Raw genomic sequence first — 23,858 nt, 5'->3', positions numbered from 1 at the left:
TCCTATATGCTCACGGACTCCCGGGAGCCGCGTCGGTTCAGGTACATGATGAAGAGCGTCCGCGTCACGTAGATCGCGGAGAAGAACGACGCGAGGATCCCGATGCACAGCGTCACCGCGAAGCCCCGCACCGCGCCGGTCCCGAACTGGAAGAGGATGATCCCGGTGATGAGCGTCGTGAGGTTCGCGTCCACGATCGCCGACAGCGCGTTGCCGAACCCCGCGTCCACCGCGGTGCGTGGCGTTTTCCCGGCCGCGAGTTCCTCTCGCACCCGTTCGAAGATGAGGACGTTCGCGTCCACCGCCATCCCGATGGAAAGGATGAGACCCGCGATGCCCGGCAGGGTGAGCGTCGCGTCGAGGCCGGCCAGGCCGCCCAGCATGAAAATGACGTACGTGAGCAGCGCCCCGACGGCGAGTATTCCCGCCGCCCGGTAGTAGATCATCATGACGATGATCACGCCGACGATTCCGATGATGAAGGCGGTGCGGCCCTGCCGGATGGAGTCTTCGCCGAGCGAGGCGCTCACGTTGCGCTCCTCGACGACCTCGATCGGCATCGGCAGCGCACCGGCCCGAAGGACGAGCGCAAGCTCCTGCGCCTCCTGGAAGGACGCTCCCGGGGTGAGTTCGATCTGGGCGCGCCGGCTCAGGACGCTGCGGATGACCGCGTAGCTCTGGACCCGGTCGTCGAGGACGATGGCCATGTTCTCGCCGATGTTGCGCGCCGTACCGCGCTCGAAGACCCGCGAGCCGCGCCGGGTCGTCTCGAAGGGAACGATCGGCTGGTTGAACGTCGGATCGCGGTTCGCGGGCCCCGCGTCCTGAAGCATGTCGCCCGTGATCAACGGCTCCGCCTCGAGCACATAGAGCGGCACGTAGGATCCCGCGCCCGCCCCGACCTGCTCCACTCCCCAGTGAAGCGTGACGCCCCTGGGGAGCGCGTCCCGGACGCCCTCGAGTTCGAGCCACGCCGCCGCCGTGGGCTGATCCTCCTGCGGGACGAGATACTCTCCGAGGATCCGTCCCTGTCCGAGAAGGGCCGAGAGCGGCCGAGCCGTGGCTTCGTTCGCCGCTTCAGCCGCATCCGCCGTCTCCGCGTCGTCCCCTTCGGCCGCGAGGGAGTCGGCGGCCGGATCCTCTTCCACCGCTTCGTCGGCTTCTTCGGCCGGATCCTCCGCCGCAACGGAATCGGCGCCGCCGCCGAGGATGTCGCTCAGGTCGACTTCCGGCTCGGTCTCGAGCGTCGTGACCTGCAGGTTCTCGATCCCCACCTCGTTCACGATCGCGCGGTCGATCCGCTCGAGCGCGTCCATGAATTCCTGACCGTCCGTGACGATCTTGAACTCCATGAACGCGGTCTCCGTGGCGATCCGCTTTGCCTGCTCCGGGTCGTCGACCCCCGCGAGTTCGATGATGATGCGGTTGCCCGAGCGCTGGATCGTCGGCTCGCGGACGCCGAACTCGTCGATCCGGTTCCGAATCGTCGTGAGCGTGCGTTCGACCGCATCGTCGAGATCCTGCCCGCTCAGGGCGCCCTCGGGGTCGTAGATCTCGACCGCGAGGTGCATCCCGCCCTGCAGGTCCAGTCCGAGCTTGAGCGGCCAGACCCGCTCGGACTCGCCCGTGACTTCGTCCACGATCGTCTCGGGCACCAGGGCGAAACCGCAAATGGCTACCAGAACGGCGATCCAGATCAATCGCCATCGTACCGAACCGAACATCTAGATTGTCACCGTTCTTCGTGGGTTTCGTGATCGCGGCCCGCGGCGGGGCCCGAGCGACCCCGGCCGGGCCGGGCACCGTCGCTGCGACGTGGCAAAGGGACGCAAAGCTAGCCCAGCGGCCCGTGAGAGGAAACTACGCGGCATCTCGCGTCGGATGGTACGTTCCTCCGCCGCGGTCCGCCATCTCGGGCGGCGCACCGCCCCCGCCCGCACGGGCGGAGCCTGAATCCGGGGCCCGGAGCCGGCGAGGAAGTGCATGGAACACAACCGTTCGGAGGACAGATCCGGGACGCGCTCGCGCGGCCAGCGCATCGGACTGTGGCTCGGACCGCTCCTCTTCCTCCTGATGCTGCTGCTCGACCTCGAGCCCGGACGGCCGGAGGTCACCCGCATGGCGGCGGTGGCGGTCCTCATGGCCACATGGTGGATCACCGACGCGATTCCGCTCTTCGCGACCGCGCTGCTCCCGCTCCTCCTGTTCCCGATCCTCGGGATCGAGCGGACCGCGGAGACGGCGCCCCACTATTTCAACAGCACGATCGTTCTCTTCCTCGGCGGCTTCATGATCGCGCTCACGATGGAGAAGTGGGACGTACACCGGCGGATCGCCCTCTGGGTCATCCGGGCGGTGGGCGGCGGTCCCGCCCGCATCGTGCTCGGCTTCATGCTCGCGGCGGCCTTCCTCTCCATGTGGATCTCGAATACGGCGACCGCGATCATGATGGTCCCCGTCGGACTCGCCGTCATCCTGCGCATGGAAGAGCAGTTCGGTCACAGCAGCACGCGCGCCTTCTCCGTGTCGATCATGCTGGGGATCGCGTACGCCTGCTCCGCCGGCGGGATCGCGACGCTGGTCGGCACGCCCCCGAACCTCTCCCTTCAGCGAATCTTCGCGATCACCTTCCCGGACGCCCCGCACATCGCCTTCGGGGTGTGGTTCGTCATGGCGCTGCCGATCGCGGCGCTCATGCTGGTCTTCGCGTGGATACTCATCACCCGGGTCTTCTTCCGCGTGCCGGAGGAGGTGACCGTCGACCGCGATGTCGTGGAGTCCGAGATGCGGAAGCTCGGCTCCGTCGCCTTCGAGGAGCGGGCGATCCTCGCGGTCTTCGCCTCGACGGCGCTGCTGTGGGTCTTCCGCGCGCCGATCGAGATCGGCCGGGTCACGATCCCGGGCTGGTCCTCGCTCCTGCCCTACGGTCACCTGATCGACGACGGGACCGTCGCGATCACGATGGCCTGCATTCTCTTTCTCGTCCCGACGAGGTCGCCGGGCGCAAGATCCGCCACCGTCATGGGACCGGACGTGGTGCGGCGGCTTCCGTGGAACATCGTGCTGCTGTTCGGGGGAGGCTTCGCCCTCGCGCACGGCTTCCAGGCCACGGGGCTGGCGCGGTTCGTCGGAGAGGGGTTCAGCGGGCTGTCGACGGTGCCGCCGCTCGTGCTGATCCTCGTCATCTGCCTCGCGATGACGTTCCTCACCGAACTCACCTCGAACACGGCGACGACGGAGATGGTGCTCCCGATCTTCGCGGCGGTCGCCGTCGCGACCGGCGTTCACCCGCTCCTGCTGATGGTCCCGGCGACGCTCTCCGCCTCGTGCGCCTTCATGATGCCGGTGGCGACGCCGCCCAACGCCGTGGTGTTCGGGAGCAACCGGGTGAGGATCGCGGAGATGGCGCGGGCGGGACTCTTCCTCAACCTCATCGGCGCCGTCGTGATCACGCTGATCTTCCGCGCCGTCGGGCCGCTCCTGTTCGGGATCGAACCGGGCGTCCTCCCCGACTGGGCGGTGACCCCCTAGCCGTACTGCGGAGCCCCCCCTCAGATGGGGCCGGAGAGTAGAGTGGGGCTGCCGGTCGGGTCGCCCTCTGAGACCACCCGACCGGCAAGAAGGCGGCTACATCCCCTGGTGGGCGCCCATCAGGAACCAGTGCAGCATCAGGCTCCCGTCCTCGCCGCGCGAATAGAGCGCGGCGTAGTGCCCCGCGCCCCCGTCTTCGGTGCCGTAGGTGCCGATTCCGACCGCGTGCCCCTCGTCGAGGTCGTGCGCGGACCAGGTCGTCATGCCGCTGAACATGACGCCCGCGTCGAACAGCGCCTGCAGCCCCTCCTCGACGGCCGCGCGGCCCTCGCGCGCCCCTTCGCCGGGCAGCATGGCGACCGCGTCCTCGGTGAACGTGTTCGCGACCATGGAGGCGTGCCCCATGTTGTAGTGCGTGACGAAGTAGTCGCTGCTCTCCTGGACGAGATCGCCGCCCATCCCCTCCGGCATGTCCATCATCGCGCCGGCCGACATGGTCTGGTCGGGTGTGTCGAGATTGGCCACCATGCCCTTCAGCGCCCACTCCCCGTCCACGTTCTCGGCCACGCCCATGTAGTAGCCGGAGTTGCGGGCGTCCCCGCCGGTCAGCACGTAGTGTCCGCGCGCGACGACCTGGTCGCCGAACCCCATCGCGGCGCCGGGGTGGATCGCGATCTCCGAACTCCCCGCGTCCATCCGCGATTGGAGGCCCTCGCCGATCGCTTCCCTTCCGTAGAGCATGGCCCCGGAACTGCCCCAGAGGACTCCGTCCTCCACGAACTTGCTCGCAACCATGCTGCCGTGACCCATGTTGTAGTGGGTCTGCCAGTAATCCGTGATCGTCGCCATCGCCGCATCGGCGTCGAGCATGGCGGGGGCGTCGTCCATCGCCTCCGTCATCTCCTCCGTCGCGGCCTCTTCCATCTCCGCCCCGCCGCAGGCGATGCTCAGAGCCAGGGCAAAGGGAGCCAGGGTGCGGATGCGCATTGGAGTACCTCCTTCAAAGTAAGACGTCGCGCCCTCCGCACGCGTGCCTTTCACCGCGGGGACGGTCGACGAGACCGGGCGTAACTGCTGGAACCCTACGCTTTACAAGGCGGATACGTCAATGCGGATGGGCCGTCGGCGTTGGCCCGCCATTCCACCCCCGCTTACGTTGGGCGCCCGGGTCGAAGGCCGTCGGGGCCCGCCCACAACATACCCGAACCGGGAAGCCAACAGCATGGTCCAGATCGCGCGCAACACACGCCCTCTCGTCCTCATCCTGACGCTCTCGCTCCTCGTCGTGGCCACGGGCTGCATCCGGCCCTTCGCCCGGCCTGCGCCCGGCCCATCCGCCTCGAGCGGAGGTGGGCCCGTCGCCCGCGGCGGCGGGGATGACGACGACGGACCGGAACCGTATTCCGAAGTCGTCACGGAGGAAGCGGTCACGGATTCCGGGATGGTCCACGTCCACCGGGTGGACGACAAATGGCTGTTCGAGATTCCGAACGAGATTCTGGGGCGCGAGATCCTGCTCGTGAGCCGGCTGGCGTCGGTTCCCGAGGGGATGGGCTACGGCGGCCAGAAGGCGAATACGCAGGTCATTCGCTGGGAGAAGAACGGGTCGGACGACGAGCGGATCTTCCTCCGCGTCGTGCGACACACGAACGTGGCGGACGAGGCCCTTCCGGTGGCGCGGGCCGTGCGGGGCGCGAACTTCGAGCCGATTCTGCGGGCCTTCGACATCGAGGCGCTGAACGACGACTCGACGAGCGTCGTCATCGACGCCACGCCGCTGTTCGAGTCCGACATCCCGATGTTCGGGCTGAGCCAGTCCCGCCGCGAGGCGTACCGGGTGCGCTCGCTGGATTCGAACCGCACCTACGTCGACTGGATCAAGAGCTTCCCCCGCAACGTCGAAGTGCGGCACGTCCTCACCTACAACGCGCAGACGCCTCCGTCGAACGCGAGCACGAACTCGATCTCGATGGAGATGAACCAGTCGATGGTCCTGCTCCCGGACGAACCGATGCAGCCGCGGCTGCACGACGAGCGCGTCGGGTACTTCAACGTGAACCAGGTGGACTACGGCCTGAGCGACCAGAAGGTCGTCACGCGCACCTACATCACGCGCTGGCGGCTGGAGCCGAGCGACACCGCGGCTTTCCGGCGCGGCGAACTCGTCGACCCGGTCAAACCCATCATCTACTACCTCGACCCGGCGACGCCGGAGAAGTGGCGGCCCTACCTGATTCAGGGCATCGAGGACTGGCAGGAGGCGTTCGAGGCGGCGGGGTTCAGCAACGCGATCCAGGGGCGCATGCCGCCCTCCTTCGAGGAGGACCCGGAGTTCAGCCCGGAGGACGTGCGCTATTCCGTGATCCGCTGGCTCCCGTCTCAGGTGCAGAACGCCTCCGGGCCGCACGTCCACGACCCGCGCACGGGCGAGATTCTGGAGAGCGACATCCAGTGGTATCACAACGTCGCCAACCTGCTCCGGAACTGGTATCTGATTCAGACCGGGGCCGTGAATCCGGCGGCGCGCCGCGCCCTCTTCGAAGACGAGGTCATGGGCGAGCTGATTCGCTTCGTCGCCGCGCACGAGGTCGGCCACACGATCGGGCTCCCGCACAATATGAAATCAAGTTCCGGCTTTTCGGTGGACTCGCTGCGGGCGCCGGGATTCGTGTGCCGCAACGGGGTCGCCCCGTCGATCATGGACTATGCGCGCTTCAACTACGTCGCGCAGCCCGAGGACGAGGGCGCGTGTACGGATCCGCGGGTCGGTCCGTACGACCTCTTCTCGGTCAACTGGGGTTACCGGCCGATCCTGGACGAGGACACGGACGGGGAGCGCGCCACGCTCGACGCCTGGATTCGCGAGGTGGAGGACGACCCGGTCTATCATTTCGGCGACGGCACCCCGATCGATCCGACCTCCCAGACGGAGGCGATCGGCTCCGACGCGATGGAGGCGAGCGACCTCGGCATCGAGAACCTGAAGCGGATCCTGCCCAACCTGATCGAGTGGAGCAGCGACGGCCGCGAGGGCGAGAACTACGAGGAGCTGGCGGAACTCTACAACAACCTCATCGGCCAGTGGAGCCGCTACATGGGCCACGTCGCGACCGTGGTCGGCGGGGTGACGCGCACGCGGAAGCGCATCGGGCAGGAGGGCCCGGTGTACGAGTTCGTGGACGAAGCCACGCAGCGGCGCGCCATGGACTTCTTCGCGCGACAGGCCTTCGACCCGCCCACGTGGATGGTCGACGAGGACATCCTCTCGAAGATCGAGAACCCGTCGACCGTGGACCGCTTGCGGGGCATCCAGGTTCGGGTCGTGAACCTGATCCTCGACCCCGGCCGCATGCAGCGGCTGATCGAGGCGGAAGCCCGGAACGGGGACGACCACTACAGCCTCGGCGAGATGTTCGAGGACCTGCGCGCCTCGATCTGGGGAGAGCTGGAAACCGGCGCCTCGATCGGGGTCTACCGGCGGAATCTCCAGCGCGGGCACCTGGAGCGGCTCGAGTACCTGATGACGCAGGAACTCTCGCTCCCGTTCTTCTTCTTCGGCGGCCTCTCCGACTTCTTCACCTCGGTGGACGTGTCCCAGTCGGACATCCGGGCCTTCGTGCGGGGCGAACTCCACGGGCTTCAGGACGCAATCGAACGCGCCCTCCGGCAGCGGCTCGACCGCACGACGGACCTCCACCTGCGCGACGCCCTGGCCAGGATCGACGACATCCTCGACCCCGACTGAGCCGACGGGAGACGGAACGGAAACGAGAAGGGCCGGGGAACTCCCCCGGCCCTTCTTGCATGAGCGGCTGCCGCGCGACGACTTACTTCGTGCCGCCTACGGCGACGCGGTGCGGCTTCGCCTCCGGTGACTTCGGCAGCTCCACTGTGAGCACGCCGGCGTCGAGGTGTGCGTGGACGTCCTCACCCCGGATGGAGGCGGGGAGCGAGAAGCTGCGCGTGAACCGCTCGTTTCGCCGCTCGCGCACGTGGTACGTGCGGCCCTCCTCCTCTTCCTCCTCCGAACGCGCGCCCGAGATCGTGAGCACGCCGCGATCCACGGTCACGTCGATCTCGGCCTCCCTGAATCCGGGCAGTTCGAGTTCGAGGCCGTAACCCTCCTCGGTCTCGTACAGATCCGCGGCCGCCACGGAACGGCTCGATCGATCGAGGTCGAGCAGGCCGTTGAACAGCCGGTCGAAGTCGAAGTCCCCCCGGCGGCGGCTCGGCGCGCGGTGAATGATGGTCGGTAGCATGACGATACCCTCCGTCGAATTGTTGGATCGGTTTTGTGCCTTCGATCCGCAACCGGGTCCCGTAAAGGCGCCCGCGGCGCGGCCACTGGAGGGATGTGCAATCGGCGTGCCAAGAGATCGGTGCGGCGGCGGGCACCCTTATGCCGTAGCTACAGCACACAGGCGCGGAACTGCCGTCCGGACGGGCTTGATCTCGACGCGCCATGCCAAATCGGCAGGCGGCCGCCGGACATTATCGTGGGAGGGTGTCCGTCAGGGCCTCAGCCCGAGGAGCGAGGGCAGCGCTCGCCCGAACCATTGTCCGATCGAGGTCACCGGTACGGAAACGCCCACCGCGGTGGACGCCTGGGGGGCATCCGTGCCCGGCCCAGCGCCGGCGTCGCCTCCCCCGACCCCCGCCGCGGCGGCCGCGAGGGCCGCGGTGCCCGCCACGAGTCCAGCGCCGAGAAGGACGCTCTTCGTCGTCGAGAATTCGCGCACCTCGATGCTCACGAGACCGTCCCGGGCCACGCTCAGGGTGTCGTACTGCACGACATCGCGGAACATGCCAACCGTGTGCCGCGTGCTCGCTTCGAACCGGATCGAATCTCCCACGCTGATGATCTTCCCCTCGATCGCGACCGTCCCGGGAGGCGCATTGGGATTGGCGACCGCGGACTGGAGCGGCACGCGCATTCGCGCCACGGCGCCCACAGGCGGCTCTTCGGCGAGCCTGTAGGAATAGCAGCCCGGAACCGTGAGCAGGACACAGAGAAGGGCGACGAGCCGACGCCGCCGCGCGCGGCCGACCGTCGGAGAATCAGAATGCGACATCGAGGTCTCGCGTCAGAAGCTGGTTGAAGGAGTAGACGAAGTGCCAGGGTTCGCCGGGGAAGATCCCGCCGGATTCGTCGACGAGACCCCGGTCGTCCACGTTCACGATGACGTTAACCGAAAGCGTATCCCCGTCCAGCGACTCCGCCTGGACAAACCACCGCCGGTCGATCGAGATATCCACCGTACGCTGGAAGGGGATCTCGTGAACGACGGTATCGGCCCGGACCACCTGCACCCGCGTCACGCCGAACTCGTTGAGGCCGGCCACGAACTGCGTGGAGTAGATCGCCCGGACCCGCGTGCCCGCCTCGCCCCGCATCGCGAAATGGATGTTCTCGGGCGTCGGGTCATCGAGAATCGCCGAGCAGCCGCCAAGGGTGGCGGCCGCCAGCAGGAGCGGCAGACCCAGGAGGGGAGAGGCGGCCGGGGATGGCCGCCTCTCCCGCGGTCTCAACCTCCGCAACCCAGGCCGTTCAGGTGGCAGTTCGCCCGCAGCTCGATGATCGAGATCGGGAGCATCGTACCCGGCTGCGACAACGCGGCCGAGGAGCCCTGCCACTTGGGATCCGTGAGTCCCCACCGGTACATGTCCGCCAGGCGCAGGCCCTGCAGCAGCACGTTCACCCGGCGCGTGTGCTGGAGCATCTCCATCTCGGAGATCTGGCCGGAGTACGGGGTGACGCCGTCCAGCGCGCGGATGTGATTGATGTGCATGGCGAAGCCGTTGGAATCCCCGCCCGCCAGCGCGTTTTCGGCCAGAATCAGGTGCATCATCCGGGCGGAGGTCAACGTCAGAGGCGGATAGACCCCGCCCTTGTCGAGGTAGCTTCCGCCCTTCCACTGATTCAGCCACTTGATGACCGCCGGGTCGTCAACGCCATCGATGGGATCCTGGAGGGCGATCCCGTTGATGTCGTTCTGGTCGTCCACCGTGGCGATCGAGAGATCGATCTGGTTCTCCTTGCGGTCGTTGACCCACGACGCCATCGAGTTGGTGCGGCTGGCGCTCGAGAACGTCAGGTTGTGCGTCCAGTCCGGCTGGACGCTCGCGAGCACCGCGGCGGCGTCCGCGCCCGCGTCGGCCGAGGACACCAGCCCGCTTCCGGATGGCGACGGGTTGATCGCGTCCCATATCGCGCGGGACTGCCTGGCTCGGGCGCGAAGGGCCCTCGCCCGGGTCGCCATGTCCATGTCTCCCACCTCATTGAAGCCGGAGATGGCCGAGGAGAACCTGTCGATCGCACCGTCCAGCACCGAGGACATGTTGCCCGGTCCGATCGGAGGTCCGCTCTCCGTCTTGTCCGAGAACGCGAAGTCCTCCTGGATCTCTCCGATCACCATGTAGATGATGCCGGAGTACATGTACGCACGAGCCAGGTCGGTCTTGATCGAGTTGGATGGGTTGTTGCCGTGATGCTCCTGCAGGATCTCGATGGCTTCGTCGCTCATCCACCGGGCCTGTCCCATGGCCGGGAACGGGCCATCGATGAACTCGTTCAGCGGATCATCCACGAATCCGAGGTCGAGCGAGAGCCAGGCATCCCTTGAGCCGATCCAGCGCATCTCGTCGGACGCGACCAGGTACGGCTGCCAGGATTGGGACACGGAAGACGCCACGAGCGTGAGCGTTCCGTTCACGACGGCGGACGCGGCCGCCTCCTGGCGAACGTCCTCTTCGACCAGGTCGTTGGGGTTGTTGACGTCCAGCAGGTCGCCGCATCCGAGCGCGAAAACGGCCAGAAGAGGCGTGGCCAGACAGGCCTTGAGATATCGATTCTTCATGGTTTCCCCCGCTTGGATGATCTAGAGAGTGAGCCGGACGGACATCGTGAAGCGCCGCGGGACCGGAATGCCCCACCCTTCCGTCGAATTCAGGAAGTTGCAGTTGAGGCCGCCGTTGCAGCGCCCGAGGACGTTGCCCTCCGGGTCCATGCCCGGGTAATCGCCGAGCATGAAGAGCATCAGGTTGCGCACGCCCATGTTCACCGTCGCAGCCGAGAAGCCCCAGCGCTCGATGACCCCCGCCGGTACGCGATAGCTGAGCGACAGCTCGCGCCAGTGGATCGAATCGGCGTCGTAGATCCCGTTCATGCCGCTCATCGGCGAGAGACCTTCGACCTCGTGGGCCCAGGCGACCGCCGCATCAAGCCGCTCGTCCGCCGAGGAGCCCGGGTTCAGCATCGTGGAGTACAGCTCCGCCGAGCGCGGCGTGTTGCGCCCGATGAAGTTGTTGGCGCGCCGGAACATGCCCGAGAGATCCTGCACCTGGTGGCCGAACTTGTACTCCATGAGCGTCGTCAGCTGGAAGTTGCCCAGGAACGCAAGGTCGAAGCCGAAGGAGCCCGCGTAGTCCGGGGTCGGGTTGCCGAGGTGCGTGTCGAGCAATCCGGTTCCGCAGTTGTGCGACGCCAGCTCGCCGTTGGGGACCCCGAAGTCCTCGTTGCCGATCGCAAGCGGCTTGAAGCTGTTGGGGTTGCGCGGCTGACTGAAGTACGCAAGCGCCTGATCGCGCGTCGGCACGACGCACTGGCCGTCGACCGGATCGAGAATGTTCAGCGGGATCGCCACATCGGCGACCCGGGCACCGAAGAAGGCGCCCGGCGTGAAGCCCTCGACCAGGTAGTTGCGGTAGCGCGGGTAGCTGCCGCCGGTCTTGAGCGGAGGCGCTCCCCCCATGTCGGAGATCTCCTCGGAGAGGAACGCCGTGTTCGCGAAGACGTTGAGCGAGATGTCCCGCGCCTGGATCAGGTTGCCGCGGATCCCGAACTCGATACCGGAGGCGAGCACTTCGCCGATGTTGTCGAGCTGGGTCTGCGTGAATCCGCCCGTGACCGGGAACTGCCGCGCCACCATGGCGTCGGTGACCGTGCGATCCCACCAGGTCGCCTCGACCGACCACCGGTCGTTGAAGAGACCCAGGTCGATCCCGAACTCCAGCTCCGTGGACACCTCGGGCTTCAACTGTTCGTTGCCGAGATTCGACGGCTGGACGCCGGGACCCACCTCGGTGCCCAGCGACGAGAACGTCGTGAACTTGTCGAAGGCGCCCGGCTGCAACCCCGACGTACCGTAGGCACCCTTGATCCGCATCGACGAGAAGACCTCGCTGTCCCACTGTTCGCTCGGGACGATGGCGAAGTTGGCCTTCGGGTAGAAGGCGGTGTTGAAGGCCTCACCGAACGCCGAGTTGGCATCCCAGCGCGCCCCCACCGTGAGGAAGAGCCAGTTGTCGTATCCGATCTGGTCCTGCACGTAGCCGCCGAGCTGCGTCACCCGCAGCCAGTTCTCGAACGAGGACTCGGAACCCAGCGCCGAAAGCGTCTCCAGGCCGGGGCCGGGGAAGTCGCGTCCGCTACCGCCTGCCGACTGCGCCTGGCGCAGGAATCCCTGGCCGCCGAAGAGCAGCGTGTTCTCGATCCGGTCGGTGCTGAAGACGTAGGAGCCCTTGATGTCGGCCGTGATTTCCCGGCTGCGATTCTCGTTGACGTTCCGGTTCCCCTCGGGGGTCGCGCCCGAGAAGCCGTCCACGTTCCACCGATAGGGCCGGAAGCTCACCGCGTCGTCGGACGTGAAGTCGATGCCGAAGGTTCCGTTGAGGTTGAACGCTTCGGTCGGCGAGAAGTCGATGTTCGCGGATCCCGCGAAGTGCTGCGAGTTCACGAAGTTCAGCTGGTAGGCGTTCTCGCGCAGCGTGGCGAACGCCGGCTGGCCGTAATAGTTGACGGCCCCGAGCTCCGGGTCGTTGTTGGCGAGCCGAAGCTGCGACATGAGCGCCGATGAGAACACGCCGTAGATGTTGTTCGAGTTGTCGGGCGTGTGGTGCTCCATGTCCGAATAGAGCGTCGTCACGCCGATGCGCAGGTCGCTGCTCGGGATCAGCGTGAAGTTGGTGTGGATCGATGCGCGGCGGTTGGTGTCGTTCTCGGGGTCCAGCCCCTCCACCGGATCGAAGTTCTGCGCCGCGTCGTACGGGCCGTCCTCGGTGGCGAGGCGCCCGGAGGCGAAGTACTGGAAGACGCTCGTTCCACCCTGGAGGGATCCGGAGTACGTCTGGCCAAATCCGGTGGTGAGCAGATCGGGAATCAGGTCGCGCTCGACCGGGGTCCAGGGCGACACGGACTCTCCCCAGCGGTTCGACATCAGGCTGACGGCATCCGCCAGCCGCTGCGCGTCGCCGTCTCCCGTGCATCCGGGACTCGAGCAGGCCCGGCCGGCGAAGTCCGCGAGCGGCAGAATGCGGTTCGTCGGCACGGAGATCCCGGTCAGGTCGGCCCGCAGCGTGAAGCGCGGCGTTCCGATGTTGCCCCGCTTCGTGAAGATCTGGATCACGCCGTTCGAGGCCTCCGTCCCGTAAAGCGTCGCGGCCGCGGCGCCCTTCAGGATCTCGACGCGCTCGATGGATTCGGGCGGGATGTCGTCGAGGCGGGAGGGGTTCCCCTGCCCGTTGAAGTTCTGCACGGCGGAGCGGTCCACGCGGATTCCGTCAACGTAGACGATCGGTTCGTTCAGCTGCGACAACGACGCCGACCCGCGGATGCGGATTCGGGCGCCCTCGCCGGTGTAGCCCGAAGAGGGCAGCGCCACGACGCCGGGTTCGCGGCCCGCGATGAACTGGCTGAAGTCGGAGATCGGCGCGTTCTCGAGTTCCGCCGCATCCAGCGTCGCGATCGTGTGGCCGAGCCTGCGTTTCTCCGTCGCGACGCCGGTCCCCGTCACGACGATCTCGTCCATCTGGACCGCGGTGACGATGAGGGCGAAGTCGACCGTCTCGGTCTCGCCGGCGGCGACGGTCACGGTCTCGGAAGCCTGGCGATAGCCGACCAGGCGAACCGTAAGCGTCTGCTCGCCGGCGGGTACGTTGAGCAGTACGAAGTCTCCGCTGGCGTTCGTAAACGTCCCGATGCCGGTGCCTTCAATGAACACCTGCACGGACGACAGCGGTCGGAGGGAGCCCTCTTCCGTCACCTGGCCCGCGATGCTGCCCGCACCCTGGCCACTCAGGCCCGGTGCGAGGCAGGCGAGCGCGAAGACGGCGGCTCCCCATGCTCCGATAGTGCGACAAGCGATGCCTTTCATGCGGCACTCCTTGGGCTGGAGGGTCGGAAACGACCGAACGGTCCGCTTCCGGTTCCTTCAACTCGTTCCACGGTCCAACATAACTTAAACGTTCCACGATTTATACATCCGCACAGAATCGTCGTAAAGGGGACCCCGGAAAAGCGGCGGCGCTCGGACCGCTAGAAGCGGACGCGGATCCCGAGTTGAGCCCGCCGCGTGTCGCCGAGGCCGCTCCGGATGGTGCCGTCGAAGTTGAACAGGAGACCGGTCTGCGCGGTGTCGAGGAAGTTGTCGGCGCCCGTCAGATTGAAGACCTCCAGAATCGGCTCGACCGTGCGCCCGCCCCCGACATCGAAGGCCTTCGAGAGTCGCAGATCCCATGTGAAGAAGTCGTTCTCGCGCCGGAGCGTGTTGCGCCTGAGAACGGAGCCATCGGCGCACACGCGGTCCCCCGGGGCTCCCGCGCGCTGACCCGCGGGGGCCGCGAGAGGATTCGCCGCGGTCGGGCCGCAACTCTCCGACATCGGCGATGCGGAGAGGTATCTGAAGACGTGGTTGAGGACGATCCCGCGCCCGAGATCGAAAAGCGCGAAACCGGTCAGCTGGTGCCGCCGGTCCCGGATCGACCAGTTGTACTCGGGCTCGAAATCGGTTGCGGTCGCATAGAAGAAGTTAAACGGGTCCCGTTCGTTATCGTCGTCCGACCTGTCGAAGCCCAGCGTGTAGTTCGCGTCGAAACTCAGCCTTCCGTCGAGCGCGGCCTCCCCGCGCAGTCCGAGCGTGATCGCGTTGTAGCGGGAGCGGGCGCTGCTCTCCGTCACGGTGACCGTCCCCAGCGCGCTGGCCCCCTCGGCGAAGGGCGCGCCGAGTTCCGCCGCATTCCGGTCCACAAAGCGGAACAGGTTGTCCGTGCGGGCGTGCTGCAGCGAAAGCGTCACCGCCGCGTTCTCGCTCAGCGCCTGCTCCACGGCGACGTTGAAGGACCAGGTCAGCGGCAGTTCGAGGTTGCGGTCCGCGATATTCACACCCGGCTGGAAGGGCGGCGTACCCGGCGGTGGCGGCGTCAGGAACTCCCCGATCTGCGGCGGCGGCGGAAGGAAGGTCGCGTCGCTGGCCGCGAACTGCGTGCCCTGGAAGGCGCCGTTCGTCGTCCGGTGCTGCGCGAACACCAGCATCGGGATGCGCGAGAAGTAGGACCCGGCGTTCAGGCGGACGAGGGTGCGCCCATCGTCCCGTGGATCCCAGGCGAGCCCGAAGCGCGGCTGGAAGTTGTCGAGGTCGTCCGGAATCGTCCCGTCCGACGGGAAGCCCGAGGTCCCGATCCATGGTCCGTAGAAGGTGTCCCCGGGCTCGATGAACATCCCCGGGTGCCACGACCCTTCCCAGCGCACGCCCAGGTTCAGGGTGAGGTTGTCGCGCGGGCGCCATGTGTCCTGGATGAAGAGCCCGAGTTCGTGCATCGAGAAGTCCTGCAGACCCAGCTGGTCGGCCGGGGTGTTCCCCAGCGTGAGGGCCTGCAGGTAGAGGAGCACGGGGCCGGTGATCGCGGTTCCCGGCGGACAGACGCCTTCCGCGCTGTCGGAACCGTCGGAGCAGGTGACGTACCGGTTCCCCTGCGTGACGAAGTTCATGAATCCGTCGACGGAGGAGAACTTGTAGAGCCCGTTCGCGAAGCCGATGAACTGCTGGCCGACCCCCGTCCGGTTGTACTCGACGCCGACCTTTAGCAGGTGGTCCCCCGCGAGGAAGGAGAGGTTGTCGACGAGCTGGACGCGGGTGTCGTAGCCCGGGTCGATGGGGAGGAAGAAGGGCATCCCGATGCGGAACCCGTCCGCGAAGTCCATCGCGATGTCCGGGAAGGGGCGGCCGCCGATCGCGGAGAAAGCCGGCTGCGGCGGCGGGGCGGAGCCCGGGAGCAGGGGTCCGTCGTAGCCCCGGGGCCGGTCCTCGCGCGCGTACTGGAAGCGGAACTCGTTGGAGACGGTGTTGGAGAGCTGCGATCTGAGGCTCGCGTTGATCGCGTGGGAGAAGTCCTCCTCCAGGCCGTTGGCGCTGAGCCCCCAGGAATCCACGTCGAATGTCCCGTTCACCTGCTGGGACCAGGTATAGTTGTACTTGAAGGACGCCTGGTGGCGGTCGCTGAGGTTGAAATCGAGCTTCGCGACGAGCGCGCGGTTGTCGTCGGTGCGGTGGATCGGGCCGAACTCTTCATCGAACAGACCGGGCCACTGTGCGTGAAGGAAGCTCTCCAGCTTATCGAGTTCGGACCGGTTCACGACGTTGCGCGTGAACTGCTTCGTCTCGTTCGCTTCCTGCTGGTCGTAGGCGACGAAGAAAAACGCCTTGTCTCGCACGATCGGGCCGCCGAAGGTGAAGCCGAACTGGCCGCGTCCGAACTCGGGCTTTCCGCCCCCGCGCTCGCTCGGGTAGGCCGTGGAGATCGCGTCCCACTGGCCGAAATAGTGCGCGGAGCCCGTGAACTCGTTCGTGCCCGACTTCGTGACGACGTTCACGAAGCCTCCCGCGGAGCGCCCGAACTCCGCGGACGCCCCCTGGTTCACGACGACGATTTCTTCGATCGCGTCCTGGTTGAAGGTGAAGGCGGGTCGCTGGCCGCCCCGCTGCTCGCCGAAGAAGGGGTTGTTGAAGTCCGCTCCGTCCACGGAAACGTTGTTGAAGATCCCCCGCTGTCCTCCGATGTTGAGGACCTCGCCGTCCGGACCCTGCGAGACGGAGACGCCCGGCGTGAGGAGCGTGTAGTCGAGGAAGTTGCGACCGTTGTTGGGCAGGTTGTCGACGACCTCCTCGGCGAGCCGGTGGGAACTCGACGAGTCCTCGGTGTCGACGAGCGGCGTCCGGTCCGCGGTCACGGTGAGCTCGGCCACGGCGACGGGCCTGAATTCGAGTACGAGGTCGACGACCTCTCCCACCCGGAGTACGAGCCCCTCGGTACGCTCGTCGCCGAACTGGCCCACGGCCCGGGCGGTAACATCATAGACCCCCAGCGGCAGGAGCGTCCGCACGAACGCCCCGTTGGAGCCCGTCACGACGGTCGTCGCGAAGCCGGTCGCGCGGTGCTCGATGATCACGGCGGCGCCGGCGACGGGCGCTCCCACGGGATCGCGGACAACCCCGCGGATGACGCCGGTGGTCGCCTGGGCCTGCGCGGCCGCGTCCGCCGCGGCGGCACAGCACAGCGTGATCACGGCGAACAGAAGGGTGGACCCGCGTCGGGAGACCGGAACCCGGCATGGCCGCATGGACGACTCCTTGCTTCCTCGGTGGTGGAACTGCGCGTAGGGACTCGGGGATTCTGAAGATGGGCCCGGCAGGATTCGAACCTGCGACCTTGGGATTATGAGTCCCCTGCTCTAACCAGCTGAGCTACGGGCCCGGACGGAGCGTGAAACGTACGCGCCGCGACGCTTCGGACCAACGTCCCGGCGGCCGCCACGGGATGGCCGCGCCTCCGCGGCGCGATCACGGTGCGACCTCGACCCCGACCTCGGGACCGTCCCGCTCGATGACCTCTCCGATCACGGCGGAGGCGTAGCCCGCAGCGGCGAGCGCGGACGATGCGGATGACGCCTCGCCCGCGGGGACGGCCGCCAGCAGCCCACCCGATGTCTGCGGGTCGAGAAGGAGGGTCCGCAGGTCTTCGGCGACCGCGTCATCCCACCGCACCTGCGACGCGTAGGCGTCCCGGTTCCGTGTCGTGCCGCCCGGGACGCATCCCTCCCCTGCGAGGCGCAGCGCTCCGGGGAGGAGTTGCGGCGCCGAGGCCTGGATCCGGGCGCTCGCGTCCGAGGCGCCGCACATCTCGAGCAGGTGGCCGAGGAGCCCGAAGCCGGTGACGTCGGTGGCCGCGTGAACGTCGAAGCCGGAGAGGACGGCCGCCGCCTCCCGGTTGAGCTGCCGCATGGAATCGACGGCGACGCGGAGATCGGCGGGGTCCGTCACGCCGCGCTTGAGCCCCGTCGTGACGACACCCGTTCCGAGCGCCTTGCCGAGCACGAGCGCATCCCCCGGCCGCGCACCGCCCTTCCTCCACAGGCGATCGGGATCACCGAGTCCGATGGCCACCAGTCCGAACTTCGGCTCCGCGTCGTCGATCGAGTGTCCCCCCGCCACGGCGATCCCCGCCTCGCGGCACACTTCCCCCGCGCCGCGGAGGATCGCGCCCACGATCTCGTCCGAGAGCGTTCCGGCCGGAACCGCGAGGATGTTGAGCGCGAAGATGGGGCGGGCCCGCATGGCGTACAGGTCGCCGAGCGCGTTCGCGGCCGCGATGGCGCCGAAGTCCGCCGGATCGTCCACGAGCGGAGTGAAGAAATCGAGGCTCGCGACGATGGCTTCCCCGTCGTCGAGCAGATACACCGCGGCGTCGTCCGGACCCTCGAGTCCCACGAGGAGCCGGTCATCGGGAACGAGCGGAACGTGCTGCAGGATGCGGCCCAGATCCTCCGGGCCGAGCTTGCACGCTCAGCCGGCTCCGTGAGAGTACTGGGTCAGGCGGGCCGCTTCGGCCGAGGGCGAGTTCATGGCGACCGAAGCTATGGCGACGCGAGGCGTCTCGCAGGGATTCCTACCAGTTCCGCTCCACGACGGGATCCTGGAAACGGTTGCGGCCCATCACGCGGTCGCGAATCGCCGCTTCCGCGTCCCCCGCCTGCTCGAGAAGCGCCGCCGCCTGTTCGGGCGAGAGCATCTCCATCTCGCCGGAGCCCGCGGCCGCGGCGGCACCGGCGCCGGCCCCCTGCGGAGACTGTCCCTGCCCGCCCTGCTGCTCATCGCCGCCGCTCTCCCCCTCCTCCTCGAGCCAGCGCTCCACGAGTTCGAGGTTCCAGCGCGCGTCTTCATCGTCCACGCGGCGGCGGAGGACCTCGCGGAAGGCTTCGCGCGCCGCCTGGAGGGCGTTCCGGCGCGCCGAGGGGTCGCTCTGGGCGAAACGGCCGTCGAGGGCCGTGCTGAGTCCGAGGTTGTAGAAGGCGCTCTCGCGCACCTCGTCCCGCTCGCTGCCGATCGAGAGTTCAAGGGGGGCCTGCGCCTCCGCGACCTGTCCGTCATGGAGGAGAGCCGTCCCATAGTTGTAGTGGTCGATCGGGCGGTCTGAGGAAGCGGCTCGCTCCCGGTAGCGTGCGACGGCCTCGGATTCGGACGCCTGCGGTTCGCCGGCGCCGGCCTGGCCGGCCGCCTGACCCGGCGCGGCCTGCGGCCCGCCCCCGGCAAACGCCGCGAGCGAGGCGGCCGCCGCCGCGAGCCCGAAGATCGCAACCCTCCGCGTCGATTCAACCACGTGGCAACAGGAACCCTTCTCCCCAGAGGCTGACGAAGGCGAGCAGAAGCAACGCCGCTACGGCCGCGTCGTCGGTCGACGTCAGGGGTTCCCGGCCGCCCTGCGCCAGTTCCCGCTCGATCGCGTCGATCCCGTCCGCGCCGTCAACATAGCGGCCGCCGGTGCCGAGAGACATCTGCCTCAGCGACGCGGCGTCCAGCCGCGTGATGACGGGGCTCCCGTCCGGCCCCTGGAGCACCGAGGCGCCGCCCCGCCGTCGCGCGGCCATCGTCGGGTCCAGCGAAGCCTCCCGCGTCAGGGGAATCTGCCCTCCGAGTTCGGTTCCGATCCCCACGGCATGGATGACGACCCCCGCGTCCCGGGCCCGCCCGATCGCCTCACCCAAGGGCGCGCCAGCGGTTTCCTCGCCATCGGAGAAGACCACGATCGACTTGCGCGCGCCCTCCTCTCCGCCGGCGAGCAGATCGATCGCCTGCGTGAGGCCGGAGGCGAGCGAGGACCCGCCGAGCCCCACCGCCGCGGGTCGCACGCCCTCCGCCAGCATCTCGATCGCGCTCATATCCGTCGTCAGCGGTGAGAGCACGTACGCGCGGCCCGCGAAGTAGACGACGCCCATCCGACCCTCCGTGCGCGTCGCGAGGTGGGCGGCCAGTTGCCGCTGCACCTCAAGCCGGCTCGGCTCGACATCGCCCGCCAGCATCGAATTCGACGCGTCGAGCACCAGGATCGTTTCCGCTCCCCCTTCGTCGAGACGCCGGGCCTCCGCCCCGCCGGAACCGGAGGCGAGCGCGAGTGCGACGACGCCCGCTCCGAGCAGGGCCAGCCGAAGGGGGGGAAGGGCGTGGGCCGGCAGCCGCACGTAGCGCTCGAGCAGCGACGTTTCGGCGAGTTTCTCGCGGTCGGCGCTCGACCGCCGCGAGGCGAGCAGCCTGAGTCCGATGGCCAGCGCTCCGAGCAGGAGGGCGACGGGGAGCGGGGCCACGGTCAGGCCCAGACCCGGCGGGAGCGTGTCGCCGCCAGGAGGAGTTCGAGCATGACGAGCGCGAGTGCCGCGATGAGAAGTTCCCGGCGCATCCCGACCCTCTCCTCCGTCCGCACTTCCTTGATCGGGGTGGTCTCGAGTTCGTTGATCCGTTCGTAGATCCGCGTCAGTCCCTCGGGATCGGTCGCGCGGAAGTAGATGCCTCCCGTGCGGGTCGCCATGCGATCGAGGAGTTCGTCGTTCACGTGGACGCGGATATTCGCGTACTGGTATCCGAAGGCGGTTCGGGCCACGGGCACGGGGGCGACCCCGTCGCGGCCGACGCCGATCGTGTAGACGCGGATGCCGAGGGAGGCGGCCGCGGCCGTCGCCTCTTCCGGCGAAATGCCGCCGCTGTTGTTGTCTCCGTCGGTGAGCAGGACGACGATGCGCGATTCCGGCTCCAGGTCGCGGAGCCGGTTCGCCGCCGTGGCGAGCGCGACGCCGATGGCCGTCCCGTCCCGGAGCTGTCCCGCCTCAAGCCTCTCCACCGCGCTCTCCACGACCGCGTGATCCAGCGTCCCCGGGACCATCGTGAGAGCCTCTCCGGCGAAGGAGACGAGACCGATCCAGTCCGACTCCCTTCCCTCCACGAAGCGGATGACCTCCCGCTTCGCGACTTCGATGCGGTTGTCGGGACGGAAATCCTCCGCCAGCATCGAGCTTGAGATATCGACGGCCAGCATGATCGCGACGCCCTCGCGCTCCGATTCCACGCGCTCCCATACCCGCACGGGGTTGACGAGCGTGATGATGACGAGAGCGAGGGCGAGCGAGCGAAGGGCGGCCGGGAGCCACCACCAGAACCGTCCCCGACCCCGGGACACGGTGAGACGGGCGATGTCCGGATACGGGAGACGGATCCTGCCCGAGCTCATCAGGGCCCACCCCAGCGGCAGCAGCGCCAGCAGGAGGAGGAACGGCCAACCGGGGAGCGCAAATTCGCTCATGCGCCGCCTCCGTTCCCGCTCGGGCCGGCTTCGGCTTCAGCGGCGTCCGGCTCGCCGGACCCATCCGCCGGAGGCGAATCCGCCATGTCCGCCCGCACGAACGCCTCGCCGACGTCCAGGTCGCCGAGCGGGCCTTCCCACTCCGTCCGCATGCGCGCGAAACGGGCCAGAATCGAGTGGCGGAGAGCCGTGAGGAGCCCGGAATCGGAACCGCCGAGTCCGAGGAGTTCCTTCGAGGGCGCCCAGCCGCGCGTCACATCCGCATAACGTCTAAGCGTGTCCTCGTAGCCATCGTAGAATCGGTCGCCGCTCATCTCCTGCCCGACCCACCCCTCGCGAAGGCGCGCGAGTTCGCGAAGCGCGAGGTCGCCGGGGCCGAGGGGGACTTCGGCGGCGGTCGCCGCGTCCCGGCGGCCCCAGGTCCACCAGGCGAGCCCGGCGAGCGCCGCAGCCAGCGGGAGCAGCCACCAGGGCAGCGCCCGCAGACTCAGCAGGGGCCGGGCATCCCTCAACTCGAGCGGATCCTCCGCGGCCGGAAGCACGCTCACGACGGGGACCGGCGGGGGCTGCAGCCGACGGGTCACGCCGCCCGCGGACGCGAGTTCCACCTCCACCGGCGGGATGACGAGCGTATCCGCGCGCCACGCACGCATCGGGTACTCCGCTTCCCAGCGCCGACCGTCCTCGACGGACCGGATCTGCACCGGTCCGGTCTGCTCGATCGACTCCGGCCCGTCGATGAGCGCGGGGAAACGGACCTCTCCGGATCTCTCCTGCCCGACGATGAGGCGGACCGTGAACTCCTCGCCGACCCGGACGGACGGCGGGAGCACCGTCGCATCGAGGTCGACCGCCGACTGCGCGGCCAGACCCGGGGCGAGTCCCAGCCCCAGGCCCAGGGCCATCCGGACCGTCCGCCGGGATCGCCTCACCGGAGCCTCCGCCGGCCGCGGGCCGCGAAAAAGCCGGAGAGCCGGGACTCGTACGGGGTGTCGGTGCGCAGCCGCATGAGGTCGACATGGCAGCGCGCGCACAGCCGTTCCAGCGCCCGAGCTCCCGTGGTCGCGTGCTCCGCGAGCCGCTGCCGAAGCGCCGCGTCCCCGAGGTCGACCACGGCACGATCCCCCGTTTCCGGGTCCACGACTTCCACCCAGCCCGATGCGGGGATCGTCGTTTCCGCGGGGTCATCGATCGCGAGCGCGATGACGTCGTGGCGGCCCGAGAGCCCCAGCAGCGGTCGGGCCAGGTTCCCGGCGCCCACGAAATCCGAGATCACGAACACGAGCGAGCGGACGGTCAGCATGCGCGCCGCGGTGACGAGCGCGAGGTCGAGGTCCGTCCCCTTCCCCTCCGGCCGGACGGAAACCAGTTCATGCAGGAGGCGGAGGTTGCGGTTGCGGCCCCGTGCCGGCCGCGCGTAGCACTCGATCCGGTCGCTGAAGAGAAGCATGCCCACCGGATCTCCCGCCCGCATCGCCGCGAGGGCGAGGGTGCTCGCCACCTCCGCGACGAGATCGCGCTTCAGGGCCTTCCGCGTGCCGAACTCGTTCGAGGCGGAGACATCGACGACGAGGAGAACGGCAAGTTCCCGTTCCTCCACGAAACGCTTCACGTATGGGCGGCGCATGCGGGCGGTCACCTTCCAGTCGATCGCCTGGAACGGGTCGCCCGGCTGATACTCGCGGACTTCCGAGAACTCGATGCCGTGCCCGCGGAAGAGCGACGGGTAAGGTCCGAGAGCCGGGTTGTCCATGAACCGCCGGCTCTTCAACTCCAGCCGCCGAACCTCTTTCGACGCGGCGCCGGAGTCGGCCGTCGGCGCCGGCCGTCGCGGGCGCCACAGGAAGTCGGGCAGCCTCACGGCAACGGCACGGTCTCCAGGAGATGGTCGAGGATGTGATCGGCATCAATCTGTTCGGCCTGCGCCTGGAAGGTCAGGACGAGCCGATGCCGAAGGACATCGCGGGCGATCGCCTTCACGTCCTCCGGAACCACGAAGGCTCGACCCTCGATGAAGGCATGCGCGCGGGCGGCTCTCGCGAGGAAGATCGTGGCGCGCGGCGAAGCCCCGAATTCGATCCAGTCCACGAATTGCGCGAGGCCGTGGGCCGCGGGCTCACGCGTCGCGAGCACGAGCTGGAGGATGTAGTCCTCGAGCCGGCGGTCCACGTAGATCGCCGGGAGCATGGCGCGCGCGGCGAGGATGCGGTCCGGCTCCACGACGGCCTCGACGGGCGGCGGATCCTCTCCCGCCATGAGCCGCATGATGGACCTCTCCTCCTCGGGCGACGGGTAACCGACCCGGGTCTTGAACATGAACCGGTCCACCTGCGCCTCGGGAAGCGGGTACGTCCCCTCGTGCTCGATGGGGTTCTGCGTGGCCATGACGAGGAACGGCACGGGGAGCGGATGCGTTTCTTCGCCGATCGTCACCTGCCGTTCCTGCATCGCCTCCAGAAGGGCGGACTGGACCTTGGCGGGCGCGCGGTTGATCTCGTCGGCGAGGACGATGTTCGCGAAGATCGGCCCCCGTTTCGGAGTGAAGGTGCCCGTCTTCTCCTCCCACACGAGCGTTCCCACGACGTCGGCGGGCAGCAGATCCGGCGTGAACTGGATGCGACGGAACGTGGTGTGGATCGCCTCGGCGAGGGTGCTGACGGTCAGCGTCTTCGCGAGCCCGGGCACACCCTCGAGCAGAATATGGCCGCCCGTGAGGAGACTGATGAGAACGCGGTCGAGGAGGGCGTGCTGTCCGACGATCCGTTTGGCCAGTTCGTTTCGAACTTCGGCCACGAAGGTCCCCGCCTCCCGGATCGCGGCCTGCTGGGTCTCGAGATCCTCTCCCGAGATCCGTTGGGCCGTCCCGGCTTCTCCGTTCATGCGCCTTCTCGCTGTCGCGGTGATGGTCAGTCTGCCAGCCGCCCGAT

General features: G+C 68.1%; 17 protein-coding genes and 1 tRNA gene. 2 read left to right on the top strand and 16 right to left on the bottom strand.

Features of this window, described 5'->3' with window-relative positions; translation table 11 throughout:
* Positions 1-2: 2 nt before the first annotated feature.
* Positions 3-1,700 (bottom strand): protein translocase subunit SecD, encoded by a 1,698-nt coding sequence (gene secD / locus ACQY5G_RS11575; protein ID WP_428274135.1) that lies wholly within the window; start codon positions 1,698-1,700, stop codon positions 3-5.
* Between the two features lie 283 nt (positions 1,701-1,983).
* On the opposite strand from secD, the gene ACQY5G_RS11570 reads away from it, so the two are divergent.
* Positions 1,984-3,531, top strand: a complete 1,548-nt coding sequence (locus ACQY5G_RS11570) for an SLC13 family permease (protein WP_428274133.1) — start codon at positions 1,984-1,986, stop codon at positions 3,529-3,531.
* A 96-nt stretch (positions 3,532-3,627) separates the two neighbouring features.
* Here ACQY5G_RS11570 and ACQY5G_RS11565 read toward each other — a convergent pair whose 3' ends face one another.
* The gene (locus ACQY5G_RS11565; RefSeq protein ID WP_428274131.1) at positions 3,628-4,518 is read right to left on the bottom strand and encodes a hypothetical protein; all 891 of its coding nucleotides are present in this window, start codon (positions 4,516-4,518) and stop codon (positions 3,628-3,630) included.
* Between the two features lie 235 nt (positions 4,519-4,753).
* Between ACQY5G_RS11565 and ACQY5G_RS11560 the strand changes: the two genes are divergently transcribed.
* A complete protein-coding gene (locus ACQY5G_RS11560; RefSeq protein ID WP_428274129.1) occupies positions 4,754-7,276 on the top strand; it encodes a zinc-dependent metalloprotease in 2,523 nt (840 codons plus the stop codon).
* A gap of 82 nt (positions 7,277-7,358) precedes the next feature.
* On the opposite strand, the gene ACQY5G_RS11555 is transcribed toward ACQY5G_RS11560, so the two are convergent.
* The 14 genes from ACQY5G_RS11555 to ACQY5G_RS11490 form a co-directional block, all read right to left on the bottom strand.
* Positions 7,359-7,790: an Hsp20/alpha crystallin family protein gene (locus ACQY5G_RS11555; RefSeq protein ID WP_428274127.1), complete on the bottom strand. Its 432-nt coding sequence runs from the start codon at positions 7,788-7,790 to the stop codon at positions 7,359-7,361.
* Positions 7,791-8,042: 252 nt separating this feature from the next.
* Positions 8,043-8,603 carry a hypothetical protein gene (locus ACQY5G_RS11550; RefSeq protein WP_428274125.1) on the bottom strand — a complete coding sequence of 187 codons (561 nt, stop codon included), beginning with the start codon at positions 8,601-8,603 and terminating at the stop codon, positions 8,043-8,045.
* Positions 8,590-9,060 carry a hypothetical protein gene (locus ACQY5G_RS11545; RefSeq protein ID WP_428274123.1) on the bottom strand — a complete coding sequence of 157 codons (471 nt, stop codon included), beginning with the start codon at positions 9,058-9,060 and terminating at the stop codon, positions 8,590-8,592. Before ACQY5G_RS11545 ends, ACQY5G_RS11550 begins: the two co-directional genes overlap by 14 nt.
* Entirely contained in the window at positions 9,057-10,388 is a 1,332-nt protein-coding gene (locus tag ACQY5G_RS11540) for a RagB/SusD family nutrient uptake outer membrane protein (protein WP_428274121.1), read from the bottom strand. Before ACQY5G_RS11540 ends, ACQY5G_RS11545 begins: the two co-directional genes overlap by 4 nt.
* A 21-nt stretch (positions 10,389-10,409) precedes the next feature.
* A complete protein-coding gene (locus ACQY5G_RS11535) occupies positions 10,410-13,682 on the bottom strand; it encodes a SusC/RagA family TonB-linked outer membrane protein (RefSeq protein WP_428274120.1) in 3,273 nt (1,090 codons plus the stop codon).
* Between the two features lie 161 nt (positions 13,683-13,843).
* Positions 13,844-16,924, bottom strand: a complete 3,081-nt coding sequence (locus ACQY5G_RS11530) for a TonB-dependent receptor (protein WP_428274118.1) — start codon at positions 16,922-16,924, stop codon at positions 13,844-13,846.
* Between the two features lie 60 nt (positions 16,925-16,984).
* A tRNA-Ile gene (locus ACQY5G_RS11525) sits at positions 16,985-17,058 on the bottom strand.
* Positions 17,059-17,144: 86 nt separating this feature from the next.
* Complete coding sequence (gene selD / locus ACQY5G_RS11520; protein WP_428278687.1) at positions 17,145-18,110, bottom strand: selenide, water dikinase SelD; 966 nt, start codon at positions 18,108-18,110, stop codon at positions 17,145-17,147.
* A 139-nt stretch (positions 18,111-18,249) separates the two neighbouring features.
* A complete protein-coding gene (locus ACQY5G_RS11515) occupies positions 18,250-18,960 on the bottom strand; it encodes a hypothetical protein (protein WP_428274116.1) in 711 nt (236 codons plus the stop codon).
* Positions 18,953-19,942, bottom strand: coding sequence for a vWA domain-containing protein (locus ACQY5G_RS11510; protein ID WP_428274114.1), 990 nt, complete (start codon positions 19,940-19,942; stop codon positions 18,953-18,955). The genes ACQY5G_RS11515 and ACQY5G_RS11510 overlap by 8 nt, the downstream gene beginning before the upstream one ends.
* A gap of 2 nt (positions 19,943-19,944) precedes the next feature.
* Positions 19,945-20,931 carry a VWA domain-containing protein gene (locus ACQY5G_RS11505; protein WP_428274112.1) on the bottom strand — a complete coding sequence of 329 codons (987 nt, stop codon included), beginning with the start codon at positions 20,929-20,931 and terminating at the stop codon, positions 19,945-19,947.
* Positions 20,928-21,863: a hypothetical protein gene (locus tag ACQY5G_RS11500; RefSeq protein ID WP_428274110.1), complete on the bottom strand. Its 936-nt coding sequence runs from the start codon at positions 21,861-21,863 to the stop codon at positions 20,928-20,930. Before ACQY5G_RS11500 ends, ACQY5G_RS11505 begins: the two co-directional genes overlap by 4 nt.
* On the bottom strand, positions 21,860-22,792 hold the full coding sequence (locus tag ACQY5G_RS11495) for a DUF58 domain-containing protein (RefSeq protein ID WP_428274108.1): 933 nt from the start codon (positions 22,790-22,792) through the stop codon (positions 21,860-21,862). Before ACQY5G_RS11495 ends, ACQY5G_RS11500 begins: the two co-directional genes overlap by 4 nt.
* Positions 22,789-23,811 (bottom strand): AAA family ATPase, encoded by a 1,023-nt coding sequence (locus ACQY5G_RS11490; protein ID WP_428274106.1) that lies wholly within the window; start codon positions 23,809-23,811, stop codon positions 22,789-22,791. The genes ACQY5G_RS11495 and ACQY5G_RS11490 overlap by 4 nt, the downstream gene beginning before the upstream one ends.
* Positions 23,812-23,858: the final 47 nt, after the last annotated feature.

Origin of the sequence: Candidatus Palauibacter sp. (assembly GCF_965261555.1) — a bacterium.
GTDB lineage: Bacteria > Gemmatimonadota > Gemmatimonadetes > Palauibacterales > Palauibacteraceae > Palauibacter.
Note: the sequence above shows the minus strand (reverse complement) of the source record. Positions and strands in the feature narration are given on the sequence as shown.

Bases quoted from the DNA above. Each gene is read 5' to 3' on its own strand.
- ACQY5G_RS11550 (WP_428274125.1), bottom strand. From the start codon at position 8,603: ATGTCGCATTCTGATTCTCCGACGGTCGGCCGCGCGCGGCGGCGTCGG.
- ACQY5G_RS11540 (WP_428274121.1), bottom strand. From the start codon at position 10,388: ATGAAGAATCGATATCTCAAGGCCTGTCTGGCCACGCCTCTTCTGGCC.
- ACQY5G_RS11560 (WP_428274129.1), top strand. From the start codon at position 4,754: ATGGTCCAGATCGCGCGCAACACACGCCCTCTCGTCCTCATCCTGACG.
- ACQY5G_RS11490 (WP_428274106.1), bottom strand. From the start codon at position 23,811: ATGAACGGAGAAGCCGGGACGGCCCAACGGATCTCGGGAGAGGATCTC.
- ACQY5G_RS11570 (WP_428274133.1), top strand. From the start codon at position 1,984: ATGGAACACAACCGTTCGGAGGACAGATCCGGGACGCGCTCGCGCGGC.
- ACQY5G_RS11535 (WP_428274120.1), bottom strand. From the start codon at position 13,682: ATGAAAGGCATCGCTTGTCGCACTATCGGAGCATGGGGAGCCGCCGTC.
- ACQY5G_RS11505 (WP_428274112.1), bottom strand. From the start codon at position 20,931: ATGAGCGAATTTGCGCTCCCCGGTTGGCCGTTCCTCCTCCTGCTGGCG.
- ACQY5G_RS11555 (WP_428274127.1), bottom strand. From the start codon at position 7,790: ATGCTACCGACCATCATTCACCGCGCGCCGAGCCGCCGCCGGGGGGAC.
- ACQY5G_RS11530 (WP_428274118.1), bottom strand. From the start codon at position 16,924: ATGCGGCCATGCCGGGTTCCGGTCTCCCGACGCGGGTCCACCCTTCTG.
- ACQY5G_RS11565 (WP_428274131.1), bottom strand. From the start codon at position 4,518: ATGCGCATCCGCACCCTGGCTCCCTTTGCCCTGGCTCTGAGCATCGCC.